15 protein-coding genes are annotated in these 16,055 nt (G+C 64.3%); 7 read left to right on the top strand and 8 right to left on the bottom strand.

Going from position 1 to position 16,055, the window contains the following annotated elements:
* From NLN62_RS24840 to NLN62_RS24830, 3 genes are all read right to left on the bottom strand, one after another.
* Positions 1-399 (bottom strand): hypothetical protein, encoded by a 399-nt coding sequence (locus NLN62_RS24840; protein WP_027528720.1) that lies wholly within the window; start codon positions 397-399, stop codon positions 1-3.
* 261 nt (positions 400-660) lie between these two features.
* Positions 661-1,179 carry a hypothetical protein gene (locus tag NLN62_RS24835; protein ID WP_027528721.1) on the bottom strand — a complete coding sequence of 173 codons (519 nt, stop codon included), beginning with the start codon at positions 1,177-1,179 and terminating at the stop codon, positions 661-663.
* A 219-nt stretch (positions 1,180-1,398) separates the two neighbouring features.
* The gene (locus tag NLN62_RS24830) at positions 1,399-2,946 is read right to left on the bottom strand and encodes an acetolactate synthase large subunit (protein WP_254110558.1); all 1,548 of its coding nucleotides are present in this window, start codon (positions 2,944-2,946) and stop codon (positions 1,399-1,401) included.
* A 337-nt stretch (positions 2,947-3,283) separates the two neighbouring features.
* Here NLN62_RS24830 and NLN62_RS24825 point away from each other — a divergent pair, with 337 nt between their 5' ends.
* Together NLN62_RS24825 and NLN62_RS24820 are read left to right on the top strand one after the other, a co-directional pair.
* Positions 3,284-3,781: a L,D-transpeptidase gene (locus NLN62_RS24825; RefSeq protein WP_371260622.1), complete on the top strand. Its 498-nt coding sequence runs from the start codon at positions 3,284-3,286 to the stop codon at positions 3,779-3,781.
* Positions 3,782-3,866: 85 nt separating this feature from the next.
* The gene (locus NLN62_RS24820; RefSeq protein ID WP_371933136.1) at positions 3,867-4,685 is read left to right on the top strand and encodes a DUF2927 domain-containing protein; all 819 of its coding nucleotides are present in this window, start codon (positions 3,867-3,869) and stop codon (positions 4,683-4,685) included.
* 94 nt (positions 4,686-4,779) lie between these two features.
* On the opposite strand, the gene NLN62_RS24815 is transcribed toward NLN62_RS24820, so the two are convergent.
* A complete protein-coding gene (locus NLN62_RS24815; protein WP_254110557.1) occupies positions 4,780-5,586 on the bottom strand; it encodes a class I SAM-dependent methyltransferase in 807 nt (268 codons plus the stop codon).
* Between the two features lie 344 nt (positions 5,587-5,930).
* Between NLN62_RS24815 and NLN62_RS24810 the strand changes: the two genes are divergently transcribed.
* A complete protein-coding gene (locus tag NLN62_RS24810; protein ID WP_027528727.1) occupies positions 5,931-6,191 on the top strand; it encodes a DUF3551 domain-containing protein in 261 nt (86 codons plus the stop codon).
* Positions 6,192-6,224: 33 nt separating this feature from the next.
* Here NLN62_RS24810 and NLN62_RS24805 read toward each other — a convergent pair whose 3' ends face one another.
* From NLN62_RS24805 to NLN62_RS24795, 3 genes are all read right to left on the bottom strand, one after another.
* On the bottom strand, positions 6,225-7,214 hold the full coding sequence (locus NLN62_RS24805; protein WP_254110556.1) for a hydrolase: 990 nt from the start codon (positions 7,212-7,214) through the stop codon (positions 6,225-6,227).
* 97 nt (positions 7,215-7,311) lie between these two features.
* Positions 7,312-8,427 carry a M48 family metallopeptidase gene (locus NLN62_RS24800; protein ID WP_254110555.1) on the bottom strand — a complete coding sequence of 372 codons (1,116 nt, stop codon included), beginning with the start codon at positions 8,425-8,427 and terminating at the stop codon, positions 7,312-7,314.
* Between the two features lie 3 nt (positions 8,428-8,430).
* Positions 8,431-9,564, bottom strand: a complete 1,134-nt coding sequence (locus tag NLN62_RS24795) for a DUF898 family protein (RefSeq protein WP_254113662.1) — start codon at positions 9,562-9,564, stop codon at positions 8,431-8,433.
* A gap of 298 nt (positions 9,565-9,862) precedes the next feature.
* Here NLN62_RS24795 and NLN62_RS24790 point away from each other — a divergent pair, with 298 nt between their 5' ends.
* Together NLN62_RS24790 and NLN62_RS24785 are read left to right on the top strand one after the other, a co-directional pair.
* Entirely contained in the window at positions 9,863-11,122 is a 1,260-nt protein-coding gene (locus NLN62_RS24790) for a cytochrome P450 (RefSeq protein ID WP_254110554.1), read from the top strand.
* Between the two features lie 25 nt (positions 11,123-11,147).
* Complete coding sequence (locus NLN62_RS24785; RefSeq protein ID WP_254110553.1) at positions 11,148-12,422, top strand: cytochrome P450; 1,275 nt, start codon at positions 11,148-11,150, stop codon at positions 12,420-12,422.
* A 297-nt stretch (positions 12,423-12,719) separates the two neighbouring features.
* Here NLN62_RS24785 and NLN62_RS24780 read toward each other — a convergent pair whose 3' ends face one another.
* On the bottom strand, positions 12,720-13,640 hold the full coding sequence (locus NLN62_RS24780) for a LysR substrate-binding domain-containing protein (RefSeq protein ID WP_254110552.1): 921 nt from the start codon (positions 13,638-13,640) through the stop codon (positions 12,720-12,722).
* 125 nt (positions 13,641-13,765) lie between these two features.
* Between NLN62_RS24780 and NLN62_RS24775 the strand changes: the two genes are divergently transcribed.
* On the top strand, positions 13,766-14,935 hold the full coding sequence (locus NLN62_RS24775; protein ID WP_254110551.1) for an acyl-CoA dehydrogenase family protein: 1,170 nt from the start codon (positions 13,766-13,768) through the stop codon (positions 14,933-14,935).
* Positions 14,936-14,944: 9 nt separating this feature from the next.
* Positions 14,945-16,048 carry a CaiB/BaiF CoA-transferase family protein gene (locus tag NLN62_RS24770; RefSeq protein ID WP_254110550.1) on the top strand — a complete coding sequence of 368 codons (1,104 nt, stop codon included), beginning with the start codon at positions 14,945-14,947 and terminating at the stop codon, positions 16,046-16,048.
* Positions 16,049-16,055: the final 7 nt, after the last annotated feature.

The raw sequence follows: 16,055 nt of genomic DNA, 5'->3' as shown, positions 1-16,055 counted from the left end.
CTACTTCTTATCAAACGGAATGTATTGCTGATACTCCTTCGGCACCGAGCTGCGGTAGCGCGAGGGAACCGTGCCGGTGTTGATCGAATGATCTATCTCCTGCTGCCGCGTCATCTGCTTCTTCTTGGCCGGCTTCTTCTCGGTGGTCTTCTTCGAATCCGTTGACGGCGTCGTGGCGGTCGCGGCAGCCGGGGGCGTCGTTGTCGCCGGCGCGGTGGTCTCGGTCGTCGCGGCCGGCGCTGTCGTGGTTCCGGCAGGCGCAGCGGTCGTGGCTTGAGGCGGCGGTGCGGTTGCCGCAGGCGGCATGGTGGTGCCGTCGGTACTCTGAGCCAGCGCGATCGGCATCTGCAACATGAGCGCGAATGCGGCACTCGCGGCGAGCAAATATGACTTTTGCATCGAACCTCCAAAGTTCCTGATCCGAATGATGAAGGCTAATCCCGCGCGATGGGCGTGCGCAAGTCGCCGAGCATAGGCCGAAAGGGCCGCGCACTGTGGCCAGCCTCACACAGCAGGCATTGCCGTACCGCCTAAAGCGCGATGAGATTAGGATGAAGCGTCATCGCGCTTTAGGTTGTTGTTCTCGAGCATGATCTCCGCGCAAACGCGTTCCGCTGATGTCGCGAGGGAAAACCGCTCCACACTTTTCCGGATCATGCTCTATTGCGGCATACCGGGCCCGGTCTCCTTCAGCCGTTCCGTGAACCAGGCGGTCTGCATCTTGTCGAGCACGCCACCGACATAGATTTCCACGGTCGTTACGTTCGTCCTCGCAAGCACGAGCAGCACGCCGATCTGGTAGGCGAACCAGATATCGGGATCGGTGAGCGCCTTCAGCTTCTGCTGGTCGTGCTCGATCGCGGTGTGATTGCTCGCGTTGCGGATTTCAACGGCGATCAAATTGTTCGGGATCTCGCGCTGATGCACGACGACATCAGGATAGATCGATTTTCCCAAATGATCGTCGGTCGAGATGATCGAGCCGCGCGGCAGGTGCAGCGTGCGCTCGCCGAGGCGATCGTAGTTGCAATCGACCGACCAGCCGGAGAACTGCTTCTCCAGATAGACGGCGAAGCGGTGGGTGATCGCGCGCTCGCCGACATCCTTCGCGAACAGGAAGTCTTCGTGCGTGTAGAGATCCCGCAGCGCCGCGATCATCTTGTTCAGCTCGGTCTGCATCGTGCTCCCCGCCCCCAGGCGCTCTAGTCCTGCCGCGTTACAAGACCCTCATGGTGAGGGGCGCGGAACGCGCGTCTCCGGTCGATGCTGCGCATCGCCGGGAGAACCATGAAGGCCCGGATCTCGCCCGCGGCCATCCTTCGAGACGCCCGCTCATCGCGGGCTCCTCAAAATGAGGGGAGAGTATGTATGGCACAGTCGAAGCAATCGGAGCTTACCTCACATCACGACTTCGATCAGCCGCGGCCCCGGCTCGGCGACGGCTTCCGCAAGCGCCTTGTTGAACTCGTCGGCGTTGGTGACGGCGCGGCCCGGCACGCCCATGCCCTTCGCCAGCGCCACGAAATCGAGGGTCGGGCGATCGAGCCTGAGCATGTCGTTCGCGCGCTGGCCAGGCTCGCCGGCGCCGACGCCGTCGAACTCACCACGCAGGATCTGGTAGATGCGATTGGCGAACACGATGGTGACGATGTTCAGTCCTTCGCGCGCCTGCGTCCACAGCGACTGGATCGTGTACATCGCGCTGCCGTCGCCGACCATGCACATGACCTTGCGATCAGGACAGGCGATCGCAGCACCGATCGAGAGCGGCGTCGAGAAGCCGATCGAGCCGCCCATGTTCTGGATCCAGTCGTGTGGTGCCGCCGCCGCCGTCGGCGGGAAGAAGCCGCGCCCGGTGGTCAGGGATTCGTCGACCAGGATCGCATTCTCCGGGATCGCGTACGCAATTGCCTGCGCGATGGTGGTGAAATTGAGCGCGCCGGTCGGCTTGACCAGCTCCTGGAGCTGCTGCGGCTTGACGTCGTGAGAGGTGGCATGCAACGCGCCGGCGAGTGCCTCGAGCGCAGCGACTGAGTTCTCGCCCCACTCGGTCATGCGATGAACCTCGCAGCCCTCGGGCTTCAAGAGGCTCGGCTTGTTCGGATAGGCGAAGAAGGCGACGGGATCGTTGGCCTCGACCAGGATGATGTGGCGGAAATCCTTCAGCAGGGGCAGCGCCTGGTCGATCACATAGGGAATGCGGTCGATCGAGAAGCGGCCGCGGCCGCGCGCCATGCGCGGGCGGAAGGTCGGGCCCATCACCTGGCATCCGGTCTTCCCGGCGATGCGCTGCGCCAGCGCCAGCCCCTGCTCGGACAGCGCGCTGCCGACCATCAGCATCAGCGTGCGGCTGCCGTCATTGCGGAGGATCTTGGCGGCGGTGTCGACCGCCTGCGGCGAATAGGACGGGCGCTGCTTCTCGGCCGGCACCTCGGCGATGCCATCGGCCTCGTTCCAGGCGGTGTCGGCGGGCAAGATCAGGGTTGCGATCTGCCCTGGCGCGCTCTTGGCGGCAGCGATCGCCGCGGCGCCGTCGGCGGCGACCGACTTGGCATCCGGCGAGGTCCGCACCCAGGACGACATCGGCCGCGCCAGGCCCTCGATGTCGGAGGTGAGCGGCGCGTTGTAGCCGATGTGGTAGCCGGCATGCTGGCCGACGATATTGACGATGCCGGAATGCGCCTTCTTGGCGTTGTGCAAGTTGGCAAGGCCGTTGGCGAGGCCGGGGCCGAGGTGCAGCAGCGTCGAGGCAGGCAGGCCCTTCATGCGGTAGTAGCCGTCGGCCGCGCCCGTCACCACGCCCTCGAACAGGCCGAGCACGCAGCGCATGCCGGGAACGCGGTCGAGCGCCGCGACGAAATGCATCTCCGACGTCCCGGGATTGGTGAAGCAGATGTCGACCCCGCCCTTGACCAGCGTCCGTACCAGGCTTTCCGCACCGTTCATCGTTTTCGCTCCCGCGGCCTCTTTTCGGATCCGTTATCGATCAACCATTGTTCGCCGTCTTCGTCAAAGCAATAGCAGACATTGCTGCCCTGCCGCGCGACGACGAGGCATCTTGGCTAATGCGTCTTTGCCGTCCTGCGAGGTTTCCGCGTTTGGCAATCGTTAAGGATTGCGCTTGCTCACGCCAGCGTGGCTTGCGAAACGCCGGCAAATATGGCCTGTGGTCGTCCATTGAATCGATTTTTTGCTGGGGGAACGAATGAACCGGTTTTTTGCCGCACCGATCGCCGCCATCGCGGTCCTGACCATCGGCGCTAGCAGCGCGTCTGCGGCGGGGATGTTCGACTTCACCGGCACCAGCTCCACCGGCTATCTCGGTGGCGGGGCGAGCCCGATCCCCCGCAGCACCGTCATGTATCCCACCAACTACGCCCCCGGCACCATCGTGATAAACACCGGCGAGCGGCGGCTCTACCTCGTGTTGTCGAACGGCCAGGCGCTGCGCTACGGTATCGGCGTCGGCCGCGACGGCTTCCGCTGGGGCGGCGTGCATCGCATCTCCGCCAAGAAGGAGTGGCCAGAGTGGACGCCGCCGGCGCAGATGATCGCCCGCCGGCCGGACCTGCCGCGCCATATGCGTGGCGGTATCGAGAACCCGCTCGGCGCCCGCGCGATGTATCTGGGATCGACGCTCTACCGCATCCACGGCTCCAACGAGCCGGAGACGATCGGACAGGCGGTCTCCTCCGGCTGCTTCCGCATGACCAACGACGACGTGACCGACCTCTATAGCCGCGTCTCGGTCGGCACCACCGTCGTCGTCCTGAACAACTAGGGTCACGCACGGCCGAGGGAACCCGATGGGCTCCCTCGAAGGTGGTCTTGTGCGCGCGGCCGTATTCCGGCAGCGTCGGCTGACAATGATCGCATCGCGCCCGCTTTCACATCTCTCGCGCGCCTGCCTGCTGGCTCTCGCCATGCTCGGCTGCGCCGACGTCGGCGCGAACGCAGGCGCGGGGGGCGAGTTGCCGGCGGTCGCATCGCGCCAGCGCAGCGAGAAGAAGAGCTTCACCGACGGGGAGATCCTCGACGGCTTCTTGAAGACGGCGTTCGGCGCCGAATATCACCTCGCCGGCCGCGTCGACCGCATCCGCAAATTCGACGCGCCGGTGCGCGTGTTCGCCGAGAGCGACGGCCGCGCCGACCGCAAGGCGCAGCTCGCCAAGGTCATCGCCGATATCGCGAGGCGTGTGCAGCATCTCGACATCGCCATGACCGACGATGCTGAAGCCGCCAATGTCCGCGTCAAGCTGGTGCGCGACCGCGACCTCTATCGCACCATCTCGACGTTCTATGGTGCGGAGAAGGCGCGCGAGATCCGTTCCTCGCTCGATCCGCAATGTCTCTCCGGCTTCCGCAAGAACGAGAAGTTCGAGATCGAGCATTCCGACGTCATCCTGACGGTCGACAATGGCGACTTCGTCTTCCTCGACTGCGCCTATGAGGAGGTGCTGCAATCGCTCGGGCCGATCAACGACACCGCGAGCGTGCCCTGGACCATGTTCAACGACAATGTGTCGATGGGCTATTTCGACGTCTATGATCAGTATATCCTCAATCTGCTCTATGACCCCCGCATCAAGGCAGGCATGACGGTGCTGGAGGTCCGCAGCGTTCTACCCGAGGTGCTCGCCGACGTGCGGGCCTGGGTGAAGCAGGTGAATAATCTGGCGGACTGAGCGCGATTGCGCTCCAAAGCGCGCCCCCTTCTCCCGCAAGGGGAGAAGGGATCGCACCTGCGATTGTGGCTGCAATTAGCTGATAGCCGAGATTTCAAGCCTTCTGCGCCTTCGTCATCAAGAACTGCTGCCGCATGACGTTGTTCGCTGGATCAAAATACTCCCCGATCAATCCTTCGAACTCGCTGCGGAAGCCGCGCAGCTTGTCGGGCGCGTCCTTGTATTGCTGGAGCAGCTTGATCAGAGGCCCGATCGTTGCCTCCATCGTGCGACGGAAATGCTGCGGGCTGAGCGCGGCCGGCATCATCATGTCCATCTCGAAGGCGAGACCCTTGACCTTGCCGGCGAGGCGCTCCGCGACGACCTTGGGATCGCCCCACAATACCGGCGAGGCAGCGCCCTCGGGCGGCGGCACGTGGCGCGCGACCAGCGCGAACATCCGCCCGACGTAGAGATGCGGCGGCCAGGTCGAGAAGGCGATCGTTCCGCCGGGCTTCAGGACTCGCAGCATCTCGCCGATCGCAATTTCGGGACGCGGCGCGAACATGTGGCCGAACTGGCTCAGCACCACGTCGAACTCGCCGTCGCCATAGGGCAGGTTTTCGGCATCGCCCTCGGTGAAATCGATGTCGAGCTGAATGAGCCCGGCATGCTCGCGGGCTCGCTCGAGCAGGACGGGAGAGAGGTCAAGCCCCCGCACCTTCGCGCCTCTGCGCGCCGCGGTAATTGCGACCACACCGGTTCCGCAGCCGACATCGAGCAGCCTCTGGCCGGCCTCGACGCCGGCAAAGCCAACGAGCTTCGCGGCGGTCGGTGTGGTGAACGTCTCCATTGGCGTGAACAGCGACCAGGCTTCCTTCTGGATCGCCTTGAAACCTGCAAACGGGTCTTGAGCGGCCATGGAACTCTCCCTTCGTGGCATCCATCTCAATGAGGCTGGCGATCGAGGCCAGAGGTTCAACGCTGGTCTTGCGACGGATCGCCCGCGAACGCACGGCTGCGTCGTTTCACGCGATCTCACCGCGGTGTCGCCCAAGCGTCACATGCGCTTCAGCCAATCCCGATACTCGGTGCTTCCTTTCGAATAAACCCGCGCAACCTTCATTTCCGCCAGCCCGCAGATCCGCGACGAGACGTCTTCGCTTGAGTGCAGCGATGTACGACATCTGCTACAATGCCCGATGTCGGACTTGATGATGGGTTTCGCTTCGCTCTACCCGTCCTACGTCTGAAAGAAACCACGCCATGCGCATGCTTCAATTGCTGATCCTGGCGGGCGCGACGATGCTGACGGTCGCACCAGCTGCGGCGCAACGCTACGACCCGCGCTACCCGGTCTGCCTGCAGTCATGGCATCAGCGTGGCATGACCATCATCGACTGCAGCTATATCTCGATGGATCAATGCCGGGCGACGGCCTCGGGACTTGCGGCCATGTGCCTGGAGAATCCGTATTGGCAGGGACTGCCGATACGTGGTTCGCGACGGCAAGACCGCGGCTATTAGGCCGCGATGATCGGCCTACATGGAAGAGTAGCGCTACCGCGCTTCGCTCTCGCCGACGAGATGCTCGCGGAAAAACCGCGCGACGCTGGAGTTGAACTCGCGGTGAAAGCCAGTCCTGTCGAAATCCACCGGATTGTCGGTGCAGATGCGCGGGACGGCGGCTGCGAGCTCCGCCGAGCAGGGAGTGAGGAAGGCGTAGTGGCCGGCCGGCACGACGTGGACTTCGGGCGAGCCGGGAAGCTGGCTGGTGATGAGCGCGGTGAACTTCGCCACGACGCCGTAGCCGCCGAGTTCCGAGCGCCAAATCTGTAGCGGAATCTGGATGCCGCTCAGAGCTGCACGGTCGAAAGCCCATGTCGATGCGATATCGGCGAGCACGGCAACCTTGATGCGCGGATCGTGGGGCGGGCTCGGCGGCACATCGCCGCTGCGCGCGCGCTCGCAATTCTCGGTCCTGTCATCCTCCTTGCAGACGATGGTCATCCTGCGGAGGTCCGCGTTGCCGCCGACCAGCACGAGGCCGGTGTAGGCGCCGAGCGAAAAGCCGAAAAGGCCGACCCGCGCGGGATCGATGACCGCCCTGTCTTTCCAGTCGTGCAGCATGAAATCGACGAGGTGGATCATATCGACCGGACGCGACGCCCAGACGGACATCTTGTCGCGCCGCGAGGAGTCGTTGGCATTGTCGCCGGGATGATTGATGGCGGCGACGATGAAGCCCGCATCGGCCAGCGCCTCCGCCGTGTCATGATGTGCGCCGAACCACGCGCCGCGCCCGTGGGAGAAGATGACCAGCGGCAGCCTGGTCCCCGCGACAGGGCAATCCTTCGCGCCCATCAGGCCGAATTCACCCGGCACCGTGAGATTGCCGAGCGCCACGACCTTCGGCTCGCGCGCGCAAGGGTACCAGATGGCGCCCTGGAGGGCCGGATCTGAATCGAGAAGCTGGATGCCCGCGGCGCCCGCGGGAGAGGCCAGACCACTGAGGATCAAGGCACAAGCGATAGACGTCTTGAGTCCCACGGCAGCCCCCTTCATTTGCGCGGCGGAGCTGATCAGCGAACGACGACGGAATTGTGTCGGGAGTTTCTTGCACGCAGGGCGGTAGCGACGTCGGCGCTCAGACCTTCCCGGCCCCGCCACAAATCCCCTTCAGCGCCACCCACTCTTCCGTCGTCAGCAGCGGCTGGCCGCTGGCGGGGCGGTCCTCCTTCGTCATGCGAGCGAGGCGGTCTTCGGTCAGGGGGTGGCTGGCGAGAATCGTAAAGCCGCTTCCGCCTTCCTTGCCGGTGATGCGGAACATCAATTCGGCCGCGGGTTTTGGCGAGCGGCCGAGCGCGTGCATCAGGTCGATTGCAAACGTGTCGGCGGCTGTCTCGGCCTCGCGCGAATAGGAGGCTTCGACCACGCTGCGCGAGGCGAAAATCACGGCGCTTGAGCCGGTGACGTCACCGAACAAGAGCCCGATCAGGAACGAGGTGCCGCCGTTGTAGATAATACCGCGCATGTTGTCGTGGTGCCTGAGATGGCCGAGCTCGTGCGCGAGCACGCCGGCGATCTCGTCGACATTCTCGGCCTTGTTGAGCAGCCCGTTCAGCAGATAGACCTTGCCGCCGGGCAGCGCGAACGCGTTGGGCAACGTGGTCGGCAGCACCGCCGACTTCACGGTGTCATCGAGGCCGGCTGCGTCACGCAGCCGCTTCATGAGCTTTGTGAACGCCGCCTGCCCCGCCGGGTTGTCGCACACGCGGCCACCGAAAGCGGCCTTGACCTGCACCTCGGCGGCATCGCCGATCCGCCGCTCCAGCGGCTCCGGCACGAGCGGCGCAAGCCGGTCGGCCGCGAGCGGCACGCCGAAGTGGATGACCGCGAGAATCGAGACCGCCGCGGCCACCGACCAGCCGACGATCTTTGCGACGCCGCTGCGGCCCGCCTGGTGCTCGTCGAGCCGCGGGCAGCGCGCGGCGATCTCGCGCGCAAGCGGCGTCTCGCGCAGCTCGAGCCGTGCCAGAGGCGGCGCGGAGATGCAGGACAGGCGCAAGACGCCGGGCGGACTGTCGGCGCGGCGGATCTCGGCATAGGCCCAGCGCGTCGGCGTTTCGCCGTCTTCGCGGATCTCGAGCTGGTCTTCGAAGCCGAGCGTGACCTTGCGGCGCCGGCTCGAGACGCCGTCGAAATAAACGGCCGGCGTGCCGGCGTCCTGCGCAATTTCGACCTGTTCGGACAATTCGCTCACGACCTAGAAGCCCGCAACGTCGAGCCCGTCGGCAAAGCCCTCGCCCAGCGCGCTGGCGAGTTCGCCACTGGCCTTGACGTTCGCAGCCGCCTCGATGCCGTGCACATGCGTCGTCTCAAGCACTTTCACCCAGAGGTCCCGCTGGAGATAGACGCGGATCACGACGTTGAATGCAAGGGCCGCGGCAAGATAGCCGACCGCCATCGGCGCCAGCAGTGGAACGCTCGTGCCTGCGGTCGGTCCGAGCAGCTGATCGATCTCCAGGCCGGTGACCCTCATGAGCAGCGCGGTGCATCCGGCGGCCCAGGATCCGAACAGCGCGATCAACAGCAGAGACCAGCCGACCACCTTCCAATACAGGCCGTAGAACGCGTCGTGCGGCAGTTTCGAGGAGAGGCTCACGCCACCGATGCGGATGCCCGCCAGCCACCAGCGCCATTCACGCGCCTTGAACTCTGCATAGACGAAAGGCGCAAGCAGCGGGATGGCAATCGCGAACGGGGTCAACAGCCACAGCCACCAGCCGCGCTTGAAAAACTCCCAGCCGGTCCCTTCGAAATCGCCGGAGAGGTCACCATAGTGGGAATGCCGCATCTTGTAGCGCTCGAGCGAGGCTTCGCGCCACGGCAAGGCAAGCCCGAGCGTCAAGTACACGAGCAGGCCCCAGAGCATGGCGCGGAGCGAATAGGCCCAGCCCGAGCCGTCCATCCAGAAACGCACGCCGCGCCACACCGTGCGGGTCAGGCGATAACGCCGCGCGCGGAAAATCGCCAACTGGCTGAAGGCGTAAAAGGTGATGAACAGCGGCGTCGAGGCAAAACCCTGCCAGCGCTCGAACTCGATGCCGACGAGAAAATAGGCGAGATAGATCGGCACCAGGATCGCGAGCGCAAACAGGAAGCCGATCAGGAGCTCCTTAGCCCGCCCGGTATATTCGGCGGCATCGCCGTCGACCGAGGTGTTCGACCAGAGATGCCGGCGGATGTCGGTGACGAGCCAGAAGCGGTAGAAGCCGAAGGTGACGAGCTCGAGCCCCGCACCCCTGGTGACCATCCGACGAAACTCGCCGCGGTGACCGGTGAAGTCGATCTGCGCCGGCGGCAACGGCGGCGGCACGGGCGGCGGAAAGGCGGTCATCTGATTCACGGCGATCAATCCTGGGTGTGCGGACCCGACACGATATAGGGCAGAGATTAGTCGGTCCCCAAGAAGGGGCGGTTCGATTTTCGCGCGGTTTCGGTTGGTTTCTCCGATACTTCCCGATCCGTTAACGTGCTCCAGATCACGCTCACGCGCAGGCAGTCTGCGCGCTCACAAATCCGGATGTGGCAAAACTCGCCCTTGCCCCGACGCACGCAACGGGTTGTAATTGCGGGACAAATGCCGCAGCGCAGAATTCAACAAAAACGCGCGCGGCTGCAAGGGAGAGTAGGTCATGCATGGGACCATCGAGGGCACGCGCGAGGACTTGCATGAGCGCGCCGCATCGCTGCCGCTCGAGCAGTTCGACCCCGGCCATCCCGAACTGTTCAGGACCGATGCGTTCTGGCCCTATTTCGATCGCCTGCGCCGCGAAGACCCGGTGCATTATTGCAAGGACTCGATGTTCGGCCCGTACTGGTCGGTGACGAGGTACAACGACATCATGGAGATCGAGACCAACCATTCGGTGTTCTCCTCGGCTTCGTCCCTCGGCGGCATCACCATCCGCGACATCGATCCCGATTTGCGCCGCGAGAGCTTCATTGCCATGGACCCGCCGCGTCATGCTGCCCAGCGCAAGACGGTGGCGCCGATGTTCACGCCGACGCATCTGGACGAGCTCGCGCTCAACATCCGCAATCGCTCGGCCGAGTGCCTGGACAACCTGCCTAAAGGTGAGGAATTCGACTGGGTCGACCGCGTCTCGATCGAGCTCACCACGCAGATGCTCGCGGTGCTGTTCGATTTCCCCTGGGAAGACCGCCGCAAGCTGACGCGCTGGTCGGATGTCGCGACCACCATTCCCGGCTCCGGCGGCCTCGTCACCACCGAGGACCAGCGGCAGGCCGAGCTGATGGAATGCGCGACCTACTTTTCGCGGCTGTGGAAGGAGCGCATCGCGCAGCCGCCGAGGAGCGATCTGCTCTCGATGCTGGCGCATGGCGCGGCAACGCGTGACATGGACGCCAAGAACTTCTTGGGCAACCTGATCCTGCTGATCGTCGGCGGCAACGACACCACCCGCAACACCATGTCCGGCTCGATCTACGCGCTCAGCCAGCATCCTGAGCAGTACCGGAAGCTGCGCGAAAACCCCGCGCTGCTCGACAGCTTCGTGCCTGAGGTGATCCGCTGGCAGACGCCGCTCGCCCATATGCGCCGCACGGCGCTCGCCGATTTCGAGTTTCGCGGCAAGCAAATCAAGAAGGGTGACAAGGTCGTGATGTGGTACGTCTCTGGTAACCGCGACGAGGAGGCGATCGAACGGCCCTACGAATTCATCATTGACCGCGCCCGGCCGCGCACGCATCTCTCCTTCGGCTTCGGCATCCACCGCTGCGTGGGCCTCAGGCTTGCCGAGCTGCAGTTGAAGATCATCTGGGAAGAGATTTTGAAGCGCTTCGATCATATCGACGTGGTCGGTGAACCCAAGCGGGTGTATTCGAGTTTCGTGAAGGGTTACGAGACGCTCCCGGTCAGGATTGCGGCGTGATTCGCGAAAACTGGAGCCACCAACCATGAACATCCAAACTCCGGTCAGGACCGATAAGGCCGAACGCATGCGCAGGGCGCGCGAGGAGGCCTATGCGACCCCATTGAAGGATTACCATCCGGGCGCGCCGCGGCTGTTCCAGGACGACACGCTGTGGCCGTGGTTCGAGCGGCTGCGCAAGGAAGAGCCGGTGCACTACTGCACTAACGCGCCGATCGAGCCGTACTGGTCGGTCGTCAAATACAACGACATCATGCATGTCGACACCAATCACGGCATCTTCTCCTCCGACTCGACGCTCGGCGGCATCTCGATCCGCGACGTGCCGGCCGGTTACGACTGGCCGAGCTTCATCGCGATGGACCAGCCGCAGCACTCGGCGCAGCGCAAGACGGTGTCGCCGATGTTCACGCCGACGCATCTGGACGAGCTGGCGAAGTTGATCCGCCAGCGCTCGCAGACCGTGCTGGACAATTTGCCGCGCAACGAGACCTTCAATTTCGTCGAGCGCGTCTCGATCGAGCTGACGACGCAGATGCTGGCCACCCTGTTCGACTTCCCCTGGGAGGAGCGGCGCAAGCTGACACGCTGGTCGGACGTCTCCACGGCACTGCCCAAGAGCGGCATCGTCGCATCCGCCGAAGAGCGGCGGAAGGAGATGGACGAGTGCTACGCCTACATGTCCAAGCTGTGGAACGAGCGCGTCAATTCCGCGCCGCGCAACGACCTGTTGTCGCTGATGGCCCATAACGACGCCACGCGCTACATGGACCCCGACAACCTCATGGGCAACATCATCCTGCTCATCGTCGGCGGCAACGACACCACGCGCAACACCATGACCGGCTCGGTGCTGGCGCTGAACGAGAACCCCGAGCAGTACGACAAGCTCCGCGCCAATCCGGCGCTGATCGATTCCATGGTGCCGGAGGTGATCCGCTGGCAGACTCCGCTTGCGCATATGCGGCGCACGGCGCTGCAGGACACCGAGATCGGCGGCAAGGAAATCAGGAAGGGTGACCGCGTCGTGATGTGGTACGTCTCCGGCAATCGCGACGAGGAGACGTTCGAGAAGCCGAACGACTTCATCATCGACCGGCCGCGGCCGCGCACACATCTGTCCTTCGGCTTCGGCATCCACCGCTGCGTCGGCATGCGGCTTGCGGAGCTTCAGCTCAGGATCGTCTGGGAGGAGATGCTCAAACGCTTCGACCGCATCGAGGTGGTCGGCGAGCCCCGGCGGATCTATTCGAGCTTCATCAAGGGGTATGAGACGCTGCCGGTAAGGATTCCGGGGTGAGAGAGGGTTCCCGCTGTAACCACAGCGTCATTGCGAGCAAAGCGAAGCAATCCAGAATGCATCCGCGGAAACAGTCTGGATTGCTTCGTCGCTTCGCTCCTCGCAATGACGGAGAAGATGCCCCGGCGCCTCGTCCAACTTGCATTGCGAGATCAGTGGCGGCAGCCCGGCTATAAAATTCCGGCATGACAGGTCGCACAAGATGCGAAGTGAGGACCGGGCGCTTCCGTTCTAAATCCCCATGAGGTTTCGGACGGAGCGATCGGTGCGCTCCGCGCCTGCGGAGAGCGAGGACGGTCAGCTCAATTTGATGTCCCAGACGCAGTCCTTACGGCAGGCGGCCACTTCCTCGCGCAGGAGTGCGGTGACGGCAACGGTCGCCGTCGAGACGGGGCGGTCGATCGGAGAGGCAACAATGAGCTCGCGCGTCATCGGCTTCGAGACGACGGCGGTTTCCAGCCGCCCGTCTGCGACCTCGCCGTGCACCGACGAAGGCGGTAGCAGGGCGAAGCCGAGGCCCTCCTCCACGAGGCTCGTGAGCACGCGAAACGAATCCGCCTCGAGCTGGACGTTGAGCTTGATCTTGCGCTGGGCGGCCGCGTGCTCGATCAGCGCCCGGAGCCCGTGCGAATGACTGGGCAGCACCAACCGCTGCCTGAGCAGCCAGCCGATCTCGACGCTCTTCTTGCGGGCGAGTCCGCAGCCGCGCGGGCCGACCGCGACGATGTTGTCGCGACCCAGGCTCTGCACGGTGAGGTGCAGATCGGCCGAGCGGCCGTAGAGGATCGCAAGATCCATCTCGCCGCGATGCAGCCATTCGACGAGATGGCCGCTGTAGCTTTCGACGATGCGCAGCGTGATGCCCGGATAGGTCTCGACGCAGCGGCGGGCGAAGCGCGCCGACAGCACGCAGCTCACGGTAGGAACCAGGCCGAGCACGACGTGGCCCGAGAGCGGGCCCTGCGCCGACTGGATGTCGTCGCGGATCTGGTCGATCTGGCGGACGATGCCGGAGGTGCGCGCGAGCAGCAGGCGGCCGGCCTCGGTCAGCACCATGCCGCGGCCGTTGCGCGTGAACAGTTCAGTGCGCAGCTCGTGTTCCAGAAGCTTGATCTGCCGGCTCAGCGCCGGCTGCGCGACCCGCAGCGTATCGCTCGCCTTGGAGAGGCTACCGAGCTCGGCGACGCAACTGAAGGTCCTGAGCTGACGGAAATCCATGCTTGCCAATCTTTGAATGCTACTCCATACGCTATAGCAAATGAGCATAGGGGGTTGGCGTTGTCCAGACAACGCCGGAGGATCGTCCTGCGTTATCCTCTCGAACGAACCCAACGGGAAACGCCATGACCCAACAAGAACAACATAACGACGATCACGCCGATATCCGCGAAGCCGTCGCAAAACTCTGCGCGCAGTTTCCCGGCGAATACTGGCGCAAGCTCGATCGCGAGATGGCCTATCCAAAAACCTTCGTCGATGCGCTCACCGAGGCAGGCTACCTCTCGGTGCTGATCCCCGAGGAATATGGCGGCGCAGGGCTGAAGCTGTCGGCGGCGGCCGCGATCCTCGAGGAGATCCAGCGCGCCGGCTGCAACGGCGGCGGCTGCCACGCCCAGATGTACACCATGGGCACGGTGCTTCGGCACGGCAGTGACGGGCAGAAAGCGAAGTATCTGCCCAAGGTCGCGACTGGCGAATTGCGCCTGCAGGCCTTCGGCGTCACCGAACCGACCAGCGGCACCGATACCTCCTCGCTCAAGACCTTCGCGCGTCGCGAGGGCGACCACTACGTCGTCAACGGCCAGAAGATCTGGACCAGCCGCGCCGAGCATTCCGACCTGATGATCCTGCTCGCGCGCACCACGCCGAAGGAGAAGGCCAAGAAGCGCACTGACGGCCTCTCGGTCTTCATCGTCGACATGCGCGAGGCCAGGGGCAAGGGCCTCGAGATCCGCCCGATCCGCACCATGATGAACCACGCCACCACCGAAGTGTTCTTTACGGACATGAAGGTGCCGGCGGAAAACCTGATCGGCGAGGAAGGCAAAGGCTTTCGCTATATCCTCTCCGGCATGAATGCCGAGCGCATCCTGATTGCCGCCGAATGCGTCGGTGACGCCAAGTGGTTCATTGCGAAGGCGTCGAACTACGCCAAGGAGCGCGCGGTGTTCGGCCGGCCGATCGGCCAGAACCAGGGCATCCAGTTCCCGATCGCAAAAGCCTACGCCTCGATGCGCGCGGCTGAATTGATGGTGAAGGAGGCGACGCGCAAATACGAGGCCGGGCTCGACTGCGGCGCGGAGGCCAACATGGCGAAAATGCTGGCGGCGGATGCGTCCTGGGAAGCGGCGAACGCCTGCATCCAGACCCATGGCGGCTTCGGCTTCGCCGAGGAGTACGACGTCGAGCGAAAATTCCGCGAGACGCGGCTCTATCAGGTCGCGCCGATCTCGACCAACCTCGTGCTGTCCTTCATCGCCGAGCATGTGCTCGGCATGCCCCGCTCTTACTGAGGTCTTGCCATGGGAGCACTTGACGGGATCAGGGTGATTGCGGTCGAGCAGGCCGTCGCAGCGCCGTTCTGCTCGTCGCGGCTTGCAGACGCCGGCGCCGAGGTGATCAAGATCGAGCGTCCCGAGGGCGATTTCGCCCGCGGCTATGACGCGGCGGCCAAAGGGCAGAGCAGCTACTTCGTCTGGCTCAACCGCGGCAAGCAATCGGCGGTGGTCGATCTTGCAACCAAGGAAGGCCGCACCGAGCTCGAAAAGCTGATCGCGAGCGCCGACGTGCTGATCCAGAACCTCAAGCCCGGCTCGATGAACAAGCTCGGCTTTTCGCGCGAGCGATTGCTGCGCGACTATCCGAAGCTGATCTCCTGCACCATCACCGGCTACGGCGACGAGGGCCCCTACGCGCATCGCAAGGCCTACGACCTGCTGATCCAGGCCGAGAGTGGCCTTGCCTCGATCACCGGAAATCCCGACGGCGCCTCGCGCGTCGGCATGTCGATCGTCGACGTCGCGACCGGCGCCACCGCCCATGCGGCGATCCTGGAGGCGCTGATCGCGCGCGGGCGCACCGGCAAGGGCGCCGACATCCGCATCTCCATGTTCGACGTGATGGCGGACTGGTGCACCGTCCCGCTGCTCAATGCGGAAGCCGGCAATCCGCCCAAGCGCATGGGCCTGCGCCATCCCTCGATCGCACCCTACGGCGTGTTCACCTCAAAAGACGGCAAGGACATTTTGATCTCGATCCAGAGCGAGCGTGAGTGGAAGACGCTGTGCGCGGAGGTGCTGGACCAGCCGAGCCTACCCGCCGATCCGCGCGTCGCCAACATGGTCGAGCGCGTGCGCAATCGCGATTTTACCGACAAGACGGTCGCACACAGCTTCGCGAAGATGACCCGTGACGAGCTGTTGAAGCGGCTGTCGGATGCCGACATCGCTTTCGCCGAGGTCAACACCATGGCTGACCTGGCGACCCATCCGCATCTGCGCCGCATCGAGGTCGATACGCCGAACGGCCGCGTCAGCTATCCCGCACCGGCGCCGATCATCGTCGGCGAGACGCGCAGCTACGGCGCTGTGCCCGCCATCGGCGAGCGGCCCGGACAGAAGAAGTAACAAGAGC

It is taken from the genome of Bradyrhizobium sp. CCGUVB23 (genome assembly GCF_024199885.1).
In the GTDB taxonomy this organism is placed as follows: domain Bacteria; phylum Pseudomonadota; class Alphaproteobacteria; order Rhizobiales; family Xanthobacteraceae; genus Bradyrhizobium.
This window is presented reverse-complemented; position numbering and strand designations above follow the sequence as displayed.